We start from the raw sequence: 13099 nt of genomic DNA, 5'->3' as shown, positions 1-13099 counted from the left end.
CGGTTGTCTGACATCTACGCCGCTATCATATTGTTTATACGTACTTAAAAAAAGGAGGAAATGTTGATGTTTAAGCAGATCTTTGGTGTTCTTCAAAAAGTCGGTAAAGCACTTATGCTTCCTGTTGCGATCTTGCCGGCAGCCGGTCTTCTTCTTGCATTCGGTAACGCAATGCAAAACCCACAACTTACATCACGCGCTGGTTGGTTAACGAACGAAGGCGTCGTGAAATTCGCTCAATTGATGGAGCAAGCAGGTGGAATCATCTTCTCGAACTTGGCGCTCTTGTTCGCAGTCGGTGTCGCCATCGGTTTAGCAGGTGACGGGGTAGCCGGACTTGCAGCAATCGTTGGATTCTTGATCATGAACAAAGTCATGGGTGTTTGGCTCGAACTCACACCTGAAGTATTGGCACAAGGTGATCCAGCTTACGCGAACGTACTCGGTATCCCAACACTCCAAACAGGGGTATTCGGAGGGATTATCATGGGTCTCATCGCCGCATGGGCCTATAACAAGTACTTCAATATCGAATTGCCACAGTTCCTTGGTTTCTTCGCTGGTAAACGTTTCGTTCCAATCGTAACGGCAGTTGCAGCCGTCGTTGCTGGTTTCGTCCTACTATTAGTATGGCCACCAGTTCAGCACGGATTGAACTCATTCTCAAACTTCATGTTGAATGAAAACCGTACATTCGCAGCGTTCATCTTCGGTTTAATCGAACGTTCATTGATTCCATTCGGTCTTCACCACATCTTCTACTCACCGTTCTGGTTTGAATTCGGTTCATACACAGATGCAGCGGGTAATGTTGTACGTGGTGACCAAGCGATCTTCTTCGCACAAATTCGTGATGGCGCTGAATTGACAGCAGGTACGTTCATGACTGGTAAATTCCCGTTCATGATGTTCGGTCTTCCTGCAGCAGCACTCGCAATGTATCACGAAGCACGTCCTGAGCGTAAAGCGGTTGTCGGTGGTCTCTTGGCTTCTGCTGCCCTTACATCGTTCTTGACTGGTATCACAGAACCAATCGAGTTCTCATTCTTGTTCGTAGCACCACTTCTCTTCGCAGTACACGCGGTATTCGCAGGTCTTTCATTCATGACAATGCACATCTTGAACGTGAAAATCGGGATGACGTTCTCGGGTGGTTTGATCGACTTCTTGCTCTTCGGTGTTCTTCCAGGTCGTACGGCTTGGTGGCTCGTTATTCCAGTCGGTCTCGTGTTCGCGGTTGTTTACTACTTCGGATTCCGTTTCGTTATCCGCAAATTCAACCTTAAAACACCAGGTCGTGAAGATGAAGTTGTTGAACAGTCAACAGCTACTGGTTCGGAACTTGCACAAGATATCCTCGTCGGTCTTGGTGGCTCACAAAACATCAAGCACCTCGATGCATGTATCACACGTCTTCGTGTCGAAGTAAAAGATAAGAACCAAGTCAACAAAGATGAGTTGAAACGCCTTGGTGCATCTGGTGTCCTTGAAGTTGGTAACAACATTCAAGCAATCTTCGGACCACGTTCGGACGCATTGAAATCAGAAATCCAAGCGGTCATCGCTTCAGGTAACGAAAAGAAAGCTAACTAATTGATGACCTAGACCAATCCTTCGGGGTTGGTCTTTTCTTTTTATGTGAAACGGTTTCATCCAAACGTTAGAGGGAAAAAGTAAGTATTCTGACAAAGGAGGGAACCATGATGTGGAAGAAAGTGTTTGGCGTTTTACAACGGGTCGGGAAAGCACTCATGCTTCCGGTTGCAATCTTACCGGCAGCCGGTCTTCTCTTGGCGTTTGGTACCGCATTCCAAAACCCGGACCTCGTTGAATTGCTCCCGTTTCTGGCGAATGACTCACTTGTCCTGATTTGGCAAGTCATGACAGATGCCGGGGACATCGTCTTCGCAAACTTAGGGTTACTGTTTGCCGTCGGGGTCGCGATCGGCCTGGCGAACGGGGACGGGGTTGCTGGTCTAGCAGCCATTGTCGGTTATTTGATCATGAACAAAGTCATTAGCACATGGAATGGGATTACCGCGGAAATCGCTCAAGGTGATCCGCAGTATGCCACCGTTCTCGGTATTCCGACACTCCAAATGGGGGTATTCGGGGGGATTATCGCAGGTCTTGTTGCAGCCTATGCGTACAACAAGTATTTCAACATCAAGTTGCCAGATTTCTTAGGGTTCTTTGCAGGGAAGCGGTTCGTCCCGATTGCGACGGCCGCATTCAGTTTGATTATCGGGATTGCGCTCGCATATATATGGCCACCGATTGGGAATGCGATCAACACGTTCTCAAGTACGGTCATCGAGGCAAACGTTGCCTTATCAGCATTCATCTTTGGATTAGTAGAACGTTCCTTGATTCCGTTCGGTCTTCACCATATTTGGTATTCTCCATTCTGGTTCCAATTCGGGGAGTATACGAACCAAGCAGGTGATCTCGTACAAGGTGACCAGCGGATCTTCTTCGCACAACTGCGTGACGGCGTGGAATTCACAGCCGGTACGTACATGACCGGGAAATTCCCGTTCATGATGTTCGGCTTACCAGCAGCCTGTCTCGCCATGTTCCACACGGTTCCGAAAGAACGGCGGAAAGACGTCGAGGGTCTCTATTTCTCGGCTGCCCTTACGTCATTCTTGACAGGGATCACAGAACCAGTCGAATTCTCATTCGTTTTCGTTGCACCACTTCTCTTCGGAATTCACGCCGTCTTTGCCGGTCTCTCCTTCATGACGATGCATTTACTGAACGTCAAGATTGGGATGACCTTCTCTGGTGGTCTCATTGACTATCTGCTCTTCGGGGTCCTGCCGAACCGGACGGCCTGGTGGCTCGTCATCCCGGTTGGTCTCGTCTTTGCGGTCATCTACTACTTTGGATTCCGATTCGCTATTACGAAGTTTGACCTGAAAATTCCTGGACGTGACGTGCAGACTGGCACGAAAGGGGACAAAGCGGGGATTGGGGACGACTTGCCATATGAAGTGCTCGTCGGACTCGGTGGTCCTGAAAACATTAAACATTTAGATGCATGTATCACGCGACTTCGTGTCACCGTCAATGACGTGAAACAAGTTGACAAAGACCTTCTAAAAACGCTCGGTGCCGCTGGTGTCCTTGAAGTAGGAGACAATATCCAAGCCATCTTCGGACCAAAATCGGACACGCTCAAATCACAAATCGCGACCATCATCGAAGGTGGCGAATACAAACCGAAAGAAAAAGTAGAGAAGGCAGTCATTACACCGGAAGCGGCTGAACAAGCCGATCATCGCTTCTTGGCTCCGATGTCTGGTGTCCTGTTATCACTTGATGATGTGCCGGATCAAGTCTTCTCGGGTCGCATGATGGGAGAAGGGTTTGCGATTGAACCAAGTTCCGGACAGGTCGTTTCGCCGGTGACCGGTCAAATCACGACATTCTTCCCGACGAAACATGCGATTGGCATTTTGGCTGACGATGGACGTGAACTATTGATCCACGTCGGTCTCGATACGGTCAACCTGAAAGGGGAAGGATTCACAGCGAGAGTCGAAGAAGGCGCCCGGGTCGAAGCGGGAGACGTCCTTCTCGAAGTCGACCTCAGCGCGATTCGTGATAAAGTGCCGTCACTGATTACACCAATCATTTGGACGAACGGGGACGGAAAAGTCGTCGTCGTACCATTCGGTGAGACTGTCGTCGCGGGTGAAGCGCTCGACTTTAGAGCCGATGACAGAGGACCAGAATAAATGATTACGAGCCGCTCCTATCATGGGGCGGCTCGATTTGTGTAGTTACTTCAATGTGCCTTATTCCGGAAAAGGAGAATCCCCCTTATAGTGAAGGAGAATTCTCACGAAAGAAGGGGTACAAATGAAACAATCCATACAATTGAATCACGGTCAGAAAGCCATTCCTACTATTGGACTTGGCGTCTTCAAAGTTGAAGATGGGGATACAGTCATGGATGCAGTCGTCGAGGCGATTCGTCAAGGATACCGTCATATCGATACGGCAGCCGTTTATGAGAATGAAGAGGGGGTCGGTGACGGAATCCGAAAAGGAATGGAAATCGCAAATATTTCCCGGGAAGATTTATTTATCACATCGAAACTATGGAACGCCGATCAAGGTTACGATGCTGCCATCTCCGCCTACGAGGCGTCACTCGTTCGTCTTGGATTGGAACAGTTAGATTTGTATTTGATTCATTGGCCGGTGGAAGACAAGATGGTCGAGAGTTGGCGTGCCCTCGAAACGTTGTATCGAGAGGGACGTGTCGGGGCAGTCGGGGTGAGTAACTTCCAAATCCATCACCTCGAGACATTGGCTGCAAACAGTGACCTCGTTCCAGCCGTGAACCAAGTTGAACGGCATCCGTTGCTTCGTCAAACCGAGTTAGCATCGTATATGAGCGAGCACGGCATCGTACCGGTCGCTTGGGCACCGCTTATGCAGGGAGGGTTGTTCGAAGAGCAGACTTTAGTAGAGGTCGCAAAAGAAGTCGATCGTTCCGTCGCCCAGGTGTTGTTACGGTGGCATCTCCAAACGGGATGGGTGATTATTCCAAAATCCATCAAACCACATCGAATCGCAGAAAACTTCGATGTTCATGACTTTGAATTGACCAAAGATCAAATGGAACGAATCGACTCACTCGACCGATATCAACGTGTCGGTCCGGACCCAGACGATTTTGATTTCTAATGCAGTATATAAAAAAGTCCTTCTCTCGAGCGAGAGAAGGACTTTTGCCATTATTTCTTAATGTCGAACTTTTCGCTAAGGAAGTTCACGACTTCTTCAGCTGTGTCCATGTTGAGGACTTCGTTGACGATTGCTTCTGTTTCCGACTTCGTCAAGCGTTTCACGAGGCTACGCGCACGAAGGACGCTTGAAGCGGACATCGAGAATTCGTCGAGACCAAGACCGAGAAGGATTGGAATCGCGAGTTCTTCTCCAGCCATCTCTCCACACATGCCGACCCATTTGCCAGCTTTGTGTGCTTCAGTGATGACATTGTGGAGAAGGTTCAAGATGGCAGGGTTGAACGGTTGGTACAAGTAAGAAACTTTTTCGTTCATCCGGTCAGCCGCCATCGTGTATTGAATCAAGTCGTTCGTTCCGACTGAGAAGAAGTCGACTTCTTTTGCGAATTGCTTCGCCATGACAGCGGTTGATGGGATTTCAACCATCATCCCTGTCTCATATTTTCCGACTTCGATTCCTTCTTCTTTCAACTTCGCTTCTTCTTCGAGAAGAAGGGCTTTCGCCGCGCGGAACTCTTCGAGTGTCGCAATCATTGGGAACATGATTGCAAGGTTACCGTGAGCTGAGGCACGGAGAAGGGCACGAAGTTGTGTGCGGAACAAATCTGTTTCCTCAAGGCAAAGGCGGATGGCACGATAGCCGAGGAACGGGTTCATTTCTTTCGGGAGGTCAAGGTATGACAACTCTTTGTCGCCACCGATGTCGAGTGTACGGATGACGACTTGCTTGCCTTCCATGCCTTCAAGAACCGTTTTGTAAGCTGTGTATTGCTCTTCTTCAGTCGGGAACGTTTCAGAGTCCATATATAGGAACTCCGTACGATAGAGCCCGATTGCATCTGAACCGTTTTTCAAAACGCCTTCGAGGTCGTTCGGTGTCCCGATGTTCGCAGCAAGCTTCACTTTGTGACCGTCCGCTGTGATTGACTCTTCGTTGACGAGTTGCTTCAACTCTTCTTTGTACGCTTCAAAATCAGCACGTTTGCCTTCGTATTCTTTGACGAGATCTTCTGAAGGGTTGACGAAGACGTCACCTTCTGTTCCGTCGATGATGACGAGGTCACCGTTTTTGATTTCTTCAAGGGCAACTTTTGTTCCAACTACTGCCGGAATTTCAAGTGAGCGTGACATGATGGCAGAGTGAGACGTACGTCCGCCGATGTTCGTCGCGAATCCTTTGACGTATTTACGGTTAAGTTGTGCCGTGTCTGATGGTGTCAAATCTTCGGCAATGATGATGACTTCTTCTGAAATCGAAGCTGGAGTCACGAATGTCACTCCGAGAATGTGAGCCATGACACGTTTTGTGACGTCACGAACATCAGCTGCACGTTCGCGCATGTATTCGTTATCCATTGATTCGAAAATCATGATCATCGTTTGGGCGACTTCGTCAAGTGCCTTCGCTGCGTTCATGTTTTCGCTTTCAATTTTGTCGTTCACTTGCGATACGATTTCTGGGTCCTCAACGATTAAAAGGTGAGCTGAGAAAATCTCGGCTTTGTCTGGACCGAGCTCACGAAGTGTATGTTCGCGAATGGCTTCAAGCTCCGTTTTAGATTGTGCGATCGCATCGTGGAAGCGAGCCTTTTCTGCAGCGACATCTTCAATCTTGTGTGATGGGATATCGAATGAAGGTGTCTCCATGACGAATGCTTTTGCAACTGCAATTCCTGCAGATGCACCAATACCTTTAATGTGTGACATAAGCGTAGTCCCTCTTTTCAAAGAAATAGTGTACTTTCCTGCCTCGTTACTTCATACCCGAAAAGAAAAAAGAATTAACGAGAACGGAGAAAGTTAAAGTAGCAACGGTCTACGACTAGGGGAAGCCTCGACCAGTCAAATTGGCCTCACTTCACGATGAAGAGAAGCCCGATTGCGTACTTTCTTATCCTATCATAAAATAAAACAACGTCACAACGAGGAGATAGCCCATGAATTCGAAGATTTCTTGACTCTTACGCATACTATTTCATTATTTTGGAGAAGTTCGTTATGCTTACCATATATATAGAAGGGAAGTGGCAATATGTATCAAATTGCTCAATTAAATTGGACCGATTCTTACGAGACAATCGTCGTCGGAATTGGAGCGGCTGATTCTATCGATGAGGGGCTCGACACATTGTTTGCTGGACGCGTCAAAGCGCTTATTCAATCAGGAGACCTCTCTACGAAGACGGGGGAAGTGACAATCCTTCCGACATTCGCCGGGGAGACGACCCGTGTTTTATTTGTCGGACTTGGTCAACGAAATGACATGACGACCGAGAATGTTCGGAATTGGTTCGGGAAAGTCGCGAAGCTGATCAAAGCACGTGGACTGAAGGACGTCGCGGTAGCGCTTGATACGTTTACGGACGGAGCGGCGCGTATGTTTACAGAAGCGTATGAAATGGCGACCTATGCCCATCCTACATATAAGTCTGCTCCAAATGAAACGGTCGAAGAACCGACAATCACGTTGCTCGGTGACGTGGACCAGACGGATATCGATGCGGGTGTGGCTTATGGGAAAGGAGTCAATGTCGCTCGAACGTTGACGATGATGCCGGCCAATATTTTGACGGCGGAGACGTTAGCGGATTACGCGGTTGAGTTGGCGAAACGTCATGATTTCAAATACCGCATTCTTGAAAAAGAAGAGATGGAAGGACTCGGGATGGGGGCATTGCTCGCAGTGAACCAAGGTTCGACGATTCCGCCAAAATTGATTGTGCTCGAGTATCGAGGGGCAGAGGAAGAAGCTCCGATTGCCGTTGTCGGAAAGGGTGTCACATTCGACACAGGTGGCTATTCAATCAAGCCAAAAGATGGAATCGTCGGAATGAAAGGGGATATGGGTGGCGCTGCTACCGTCCTCGGATTGTTCGAAACCCTCGGATTGACACGACCAAAACGGAACGTGATTGGCATCATCGGTGCGACCGACAATATGATTTCTGGGGATGCGTTCAAACCGGATGATGTGATCACAGCCATGAATGGGAAGACGATTGAAGTCTTGAACACAGACGCTGAAGGACGCCTCGTCCTAGCGGATGCGGTCACATTTGCGAAAACGTATGAACCAAAAGCTATCATCGATGTAGCTACGCTCACAGGTGGCGTTCTTGTCGCCCTCGGTACAGACGTGACAGGCTGTCTGACAAATGATGATTCGCTCTATCGTTGGCTTGAAGCGGCGAGCCGTGAGACGAACGAGCTCGTGTGGCAGATGCCATACTTTGATGTCTTCATCGACAAGGTGAGAAAATCGGAAGTTGCCGACTTGAATAACTCACCAGGTCGTTTCGGCCATATGATTTTTGGTGGCGCATTTGTCGGTGAGTTTGTCGGCGATACACCATGGCTGCATCTCGATATTGCGGGAACGAGCGAACGAGCGGCAGCGAATGACCTCGGTCCGAAGGGGCCGACTGGTGTCATGGTTCGAACCCTCGCACGGATGATTGAATCGTGGGATCGGTAAGAGCAGCTGGAGTAATCGGTTTGGCGATTCTGTGTGGCTTATGCTACACGGTGTGGCCGAACCGTATTTGGTTAGGGAGTACAGTGTTTCTCGCCGTATTTGGCGTGTTGATGATGTTACAGGAGGTACGACATGGTAGGAGTAGGAATTGATGGTGCACGTGGCGGTTGGGTACGGATCACATATGACAGCATCTCACTTTGTTTAACGATTTCGGAGACGTTGGAGGAGTTGCTGATTGATGGTGCCATGCATTTTGTGGATATGCCGAAAGATTTAGGAACGGTCGACCATCCGAGCCGCGAATGCGATGCGTGGATGCGTTGCCGACTCAGCCAACGAAAGTCGTCCGTCTTCACTCCGCCGATTCAAGAGGTGTTGCAAGAAGCGACTTATGAGGAAGCGAATGAAAGGAGTCGGGCGTTGGTTGGCAAAGGAATCAGTAAACAAGCGTGGAATCTTGTTCCCCGTATCCGTGAGTTTCAGCAGGTGAAGGCATCTGACGTTTACGAATCACATCCGGAAGTTTGTTTTTCAGTCATGATGGGGCATGAGGCAAGTCATTCGAAAAAGACGGTCGAAGGGCAGGATGAGCGAATCGAGTTACTTCGGCAATACTCGAAAAGTTCTCCATGGAAATGGAAAATGTCGAACGTCCAAATCGACGATATTATCGATGCGTGCATCTTGGCGGTAGCTGCCTATGAAGCGGGGACAAGTGGTCTCTCGCTCCAGCCGGCGACATCCGATCAACCCGTAGTGGCTGTACCTCAAATGAAAAAAGAGCGATGAAATCAACATTTCATCGCTCTTTTGCTGTCGTCGTAGGCGGACCGACGATAAATCGCCATATGTAATGAAACACTTTGGCATTGTATACGGCTTTCAACAGGACTGCGAGTACGGGCCCGACGATAAAGCCGAGTACACCGAATAGCTTTAATCCAACGAAGATGGAGATGAGTGCGACCAGTGGATTCAATCCGATATGGGAACCGACAATTTTCGGTTCAGCCAAGTTGCGTTGGACGATGACGATGATATACAACACGACCAATCCGATGGCAACGAACCAATCACCTGTCACCGCGGCATAGGCGGCCCAAGGAATAAGTAGCGTACCGACCCCTGAGGTCAAAGAACCCCGCAAGTAAAGCGAAAGAGAGCGGGTTGTCAACACGAAGGATGAGCATCCCGATCAAGACGATCCCGAATGTGATGGAGATGAGCGTGAACTGGGCACGGACGTATCCAAATAGGGCAGACTTGAGGTTGATCATCACTTCCTCGAATTCTTTGAATCCTTTTCGTTTGTTCAGACGATTCAGTGAGTTGACGTATGATGGCCAATCCTTTGTGATGAAGAACCAGGCGAGGACAATGACGACCACGAGCAACAAGACGAGCGGGAGCGCCGCTAACATGTTTTGTAGCACACTGGCCACTCCGCGGGACAAGACACCAATCGCTGAGGCGAGTTGGACACCGAGCTCGGTGATTCCTCCCTCGAGCGAGGTCGTCTGTCCGGGATTTAACTGCTGATAGCTCTCGTATGCATCATTGACGAGCGGTGCGATTTTCTCATTGAACAGTCGTTGGATAAACTCGGTGAGTGTCTCAATTTGTTCAGGGAGTCGTTCCGCTGCCACCGTTGCATAATGAATCAATTGGATGATGACGATGGTGATGATTCCGACGACGATGCTAAGCACGATGATCAAGGAAATGAGAGTGCCGAGTGCACGAGGCATATTTGATTTTCGCTCGAAAAAGTTGACGAGCGGGACGGTCATCAAGGACAAGAGCAAGGCAAATACGAACGGATATGTATATTCGAAAAGTATATTCAATAGCCAAGTGATTAAAAAGAAACCGATTACGACGAGAATGAATCGAAGCAATTGCCAAAGTCTTGCCGATGACATGTGGAACCCACCCTTTCCAGACAACTAGGTTGAGCATAGTATATCATGTAAGCGGTAAATAAAGCAGAAAGATAGGTGAATGAGCGTGAGAGAAGTTCAACAAAAAATCGATACGATGATTCTTCATTTAGGTGGCTATTGGAAACCTTTATCGGGGTTAGCACGATTGTTAGAAGAAGTAGGAGAAGTAGGAGGCGCGTTAAGGAGAGAGGCTCAGGATGAGTTGAAAGAGGAGTTGCTTGATGTCCTAGTGATCTCCACGTGTCTGGCAAACCAGTATGCGATTGCATTGCAACAACCAGAGGCGGAGGGAGGAGAATCGAAAGAGAAGCTGTATTTTCAAATTGTTGAAGAGGCAGGGGAAGTGGCGCGGATTTTGAACGCTTATGAAGGCGATAAGAAGTTAAAACCGAACCGTAAAGGTCAATCACTACAGCATCATATCGAGCAATTGCAACGTGCCGTTTTGTCTCTTGGAGAGTCTTACCATCTCAATCTGTTCGATTCACTCTTTGCCCTCATCGAAGAGAAGTCGGCCCGGGACTTTGGACGATTTGATCATACGCCGGATCCGATTACGGAGACATCGGTGCGTACTTATTTATCACATCAGCCAGGTCGCTATTGGGGTGGAGTCCCAGTTAAATCGTTTGAGCGATTCGACCGATATATAGAACGAGAACAACATATCGAGCGTTTTTGTCGCATTGCAACGATTGAAGGATTGGACGGATTTGTAATTCAACAGAAACGAGATGGATTGATTGTTACAGAGAATCCTTCGATTAAAGAAGGTTTTACTGTCGCCATCGAACGTTACGGTGCGGAGACGTTTCTGATCATCCGACCGGTCAAATAAAAACATTTACCTTTTTATCAAAAACATTCATCTTTTTTTCAAATATTTACTTTTTTTAAAAAAGCATTATGCTAATATGAAATTGTTGTTAGTAGGAAATGCCGCAATGAGAAAGGAATATTTTGGATGAAAATGAAACTATTGAAAGTTGCCCTCATCTTAACGGTCCTCTTGTTTGGTATGCAACTTCCGTCTGCTGAAGCTGCTACTTACGATGGAGAGACGACTGTCAATTTGAACATTCGTACATCCCCTAGTCTGAGTGGGAAGGTAGTGAAAACATTACCAAAAAGCACGAAAGTAAAGTATGGAACGTATAATCAGTCCTGGCACAAAGTGTATGTAAACAATCGTACATACTATGCCTCGGCCCAGTACATTCGGAAACTTTCATCCACTTCAAGTTCGCTAACGACGCAGGCGGCAACGTCTACTGGTCTGACAACTGCGAACTTAAACGTACGAGTCACGTCTCATCGATCGGCGAAGATTGTCGCTACGTTGAAGAAAGGGACGGAAGTGAAGTATGCCGTTCATAATTCTTCTTGGGCAAAAGTCTACCTAAATGGCAAGACGTACTATGCCGCAAAAGCTTACATCGCACCGAAACTGACAGAGTCGAATGTGGAGCGGACAAACGGCTACGCGAACCGTGAGTTGAAGTTGTTCGCTGAACGCAACCAACGTTCGAAAGTGCAGAAAGTTCTTCCGAAACATACGGCTGTCGTCTCGAGTAAATATAATTCAAGTTGGTCGATTGTCTATATCGGGAACGAGACGTATTATACGCCGACTTGGGGCATCACAGCAGGCACATTGGACAGTGGTGTAGAGAAAAAAGACGGATATGCAAACCGGGAGATGAAACTCTTCGCTGAGCGGAATCAACGTTCGGCGGTGAAGAAGGTACTCCCCGTGAACACGGCTGTCCTCTCGAGCAAATACAACTCGAGCTGGTCGATTGTATATCTCGGAAGTGAAACTTATTACACACCGACAGCTTGGATCTCTACGTCGAAAACGCCAACGGAGCCTCCGACGACAACGAAACCGGATGATGGACTCACGCAAGGGTATGCAAACCGTACAGTAAACTTGTTTGGGAAAACCCATCAGAGTTCGGAAGTCCTCATGGTTCTTCCGAAATACACGGCTGTTTCATACAAAGCGTACAATTCGAGTTGGTCGACTGTTCATATCGGCTCGAAAGTCTACTACACAGCGAGTTCGTGGTTGACGAAAGGGAAAGCCCCGGCAGCGCCGGAAGCTGCACCAAAAGGTACGGTATACATCAACACACCAGGTGATGTATTGAACGTTCGTTCGAAAGCGAGTCTTGATTCGAATGTGGTTGGTCAACTCAATCACGGAACAGCTGTTTCACATTATGGGACAATCAATGGTTTCCATAAAATCAAGTTCAATGGACAAGATGCTTTCATTTCTTCAGCATTCGTGATGACATCTAAGCCGAGCACATCGACTGGAACAGTCATCGTCCTTGATCCAGGACACGGTGGAAAAGACCCAGGAGCAGTTAATGGATCTCTCTATGAGAAAACGATTGTACTCGATGTAACGAAACGTGTAGAAGCTTATCTTCGCTCAAAATATGATTACAATGTACGTCTCACTCGTTCAACTGATGTCTATTTGACTCTAGATCAGCGAGTTGCTGCAGCGAAGTCGTTACGTGGTGATTTGTTTGTAAGTATGCACGTCAACGCAGCCGGTTCATCATCTGCGAAAGGGGTAGAAACGTTCTATTCTTCTCAGTCTGCGCACAGCGCTCGAAGTCGTGTCCTTGCTTCAAACATTCAAAGCAACTTGGCGGGTAAAATGAGTGGAATGTCGAACCGAGGAGTGAAAACAGCTAATTATTACGTTATTACGTATAATACAATGCCATCTGCACTCGTCGAATTAGGATTTATCTCATCACCAACAGATTTGACTTACCTTCGAAGTAACACGTCTCGTCAGCAAATGGCGGAAGGTGTGGCTGAAGGAATTGCCAAATATGTTCAGACTTATTATTGATTTGAATTAACCCAGACATGATTGTCTGGGTTTTTTT

The 13099-nt window shown here is 47.9% G+C and carries 9 protein-coding genes and 1 pseudogene; 7 read left to right on the top strand and 3 right to left on the bottom strand.

Annotated elements, in window-relative coordinates:
* Positions 1 to 66: 66 nt before the first annotated feature.
* From ptsG (ACFO4U_RS06515) to ACFO4U_RS06505, 3 genes and pseudogenes are all read left to right on the top strand, one after another.
* Positions 67 to 1566: pseudogene (gene ptsG, locus ACFO4U_RS06515) on the top strand (glucose-specific PTS transporter subunit IIBC); the annotation flags it as partial.
* A gap of 137 nt (positions 1567 to 1703) precedes the next feature.
* Positions 1704 to 3743 (top strand): glucose-specific PTS transporter subunit IIBC, encoded by a 2040-nt coding sequence (ptsG, locus tag ACFO4U_RS06510; protein WP_074036401.1) that lies wholly within the window; start codon positions 1704 to 1706, stop codon positions 3741 to 3743.
* Positions 3744 to 3867: 124 nt separating this feature from the next.
* Positions 3868 to 4701 carry an aldo/keto reductase gene (locus tag ACFO4U_RS06505; RefSeq protein ID WP_214690698.1) on the top strand — a complete coding sequence of 278 codons (834 nt, stop codon included), beginning with the start codon at positions 3868 to 3870 and terminating at the stop codon, positions 4699 to 4701.
* 50 nt (positions 4702 to 4751) lie between these two features.
* Here ACFO4U_RS06505 and ptsP read toward each other — a convergent pair whose 3' ends face one another.
* Positions 4752 to 6470 (bottom strand): phosphoenolpyruvate--protein phosphotransferase, encoded by a 1719-nt coding sequence (gene ptsP / locus ACFO4U_RS06500; RefSeq protein ID WP_074036404.1) that lies wholly within the window; start codon positions 6468 to 6470, stop codon positions 4752 to 4754.
* 325 nt (positions 6471 to 6795) lie between these two features.
* Between ptsP and ACFO4U_RS06495 the strand changes: the two genes are divergently transcribed.
* Together ACFO4U_RS06495 and ACFO4U_RS06490 are read left to right on the top strand one after the other, a co-directional pair.
* Complete coding sequence (locus ACFO4U_RS06495) at positions 6796 to 8238, top strand: leucyl aminopeptidase (protein ID WP_215243789.1); 1443 nt, start codon at positions 6796 to 6798, stop codon at positions 8236 to 8238.
* A 132-nt stretch (positions 8239 to 8370) separates the two neighbouring features.
* Positions 8371 to 9030, top strand: coding sequence for a DUF429 domain-containing protein (locus ACFO4U_RS06490; protein WP_147538496.1), 660 nt, complete (start codon positions 8371 to 8373; stop codon positions 9028 to 9030).
* 10 nt (positions 9031 to 9040) lie between these two features.
* On the opposite strand, the gene ACFO4U_RS06485 is transcribed toward ACFO4U_RS06490, so the two are convergent.
* Both ACFO4U_RS06485 and ACFO4U_RS06480 read right to left on the bottom strand, forming a co-directional pair.
* Positions 9041 to 9376, bottom strand: coding sequence for an AI-2E family transporter (locus ACFO4U_RS06485; protein ID WP_251131799.1), 336 nt, complete (start codon positions 9374 to 9376; stop codon positions 9041 to 9043).
* Positions 9315 to 10163 (bottom strand): AI-2E family transporter, encoded by an 849-nt coding sequence (locus ACFO4U_RS06480; RefSeq protein ID WP_251131800.1) that lies wholly within the window; start codon positions 10161 to 10163, stop codon positions 9315 to 9317. The genes ACFO4U_RS06485 and ACFO4U_RS06480 overlap by 62 nt, the downstream gene beginning before the upstream one ends.
* Positions 10164 to 10242: 79 nt before the next feature.
* Here ACFO4U_RS06480 and ACFO4U_RS06475 point away from each other — a divergent pair, with 79 nt between their 5' ends.
* Both ACFO4U_RS06475 and ACFO4U_RS06470 read left to right on the top strand, forming a co-directional pair.
* Positions 10243 to 11022: a MazG nucleotide pyrophosphohydrolase domain-containing protein gene (locus ACFO4U_RS06475; protein ID WP_215243790.1), complete on the top strand. Its 780-nt coding sequence runs from the start codon at positions 10243 to 10245 to the stop codon at positions 11020 to 11022.
* 126 nt (positions 11023 to 11148) lie between these two features.
* Positions 11149 to 13062 carry an N-acetylmuramoyl-L-alanine amidase gene (locus ACFO4U_RS06470; RefSeq protein ID WP_215243791.1) on the top strand — a complete coding sequence of 638 codons (1914 nt, stop codon included), beginning with the start codon at positions 11149 to 11151 and terminating at the stop codon, positions 13060 to 13062.
* Positions 13063 to 13099: the final 37 nt, after the last annotated feature.

The organism is Exiguobacterium profundum (assembly GCF_042652865.1).
Classification (GTDB): Bacteria; Bacillota; Bacilli; order Exiguobacteriales; family Exiguobacteriaceae; genus Exiguobacterium; species Exiguobacterium profundum.
The sequence above is the reverse complement of the archived record's forward strand: the minus strand, read 5'-3'. Positions and strand labels throughout refer to the sequence as shown.

Bases quoted from the DNA above. Each gene is read 5' to 3' on its own strand.
- ptsG (WP_074036401.1), top strand. From the start codon at position 1,704: ATGTGGAAGAAAGTGTTTGGCGTTTTACAACGGGTCGGGAAAGCACTC.
- ACFO4U_RS06505 (WP_214690698.1), top strand. From the start codon at position 3,868: ATGAAACAATCCATACAATTGAATCACGGTCAGAAAGCCATTCCTACT.
- ptsP (WP_074036404.1), bottom strand. From the start codon at position 6,470: ATGTCACACATTAAAGGTATTGGTGCATCTGCAGGAATTGCAGTTGCA.
- ACFO4U_RS06495 (WP_215243789.1), top strand. From the start codon at position 6,796: ATGTATCAAATTGCTCAATTAAATTGGACCGATTCTTACGAGACAATC.
- ACFO4U_RS06490 (WP_147538496.1), top strand. From the start codon at position 8,371: ATGGTAGGAGTAGGAATTGATGGTGCACGTGGCGGTTGGGTACGGATC.
- ACFO4U_RS06480 (WP_251131800.1), bottom strand. From the start codon at position 10,163: ATGTCATCGGCAAGACTTTGGCAATTGCTTCGATTCATTCTCGTCGTA.
- ACFO4U_RS06475 (WP_215243790.1), top strand. From the start codon at position 10,243: ATGAGCGTGAGAGAAGTTCAACAAAAAATCGATACGATGATTCTTCAT.
- ACFO4U_RS06470 (WP_215243791.1), top strand. From the start codon at position 11,149: ATGAAAATGAAACTATTGAAAGTTGCCCTCATCTTAACGGTCCTCTTG.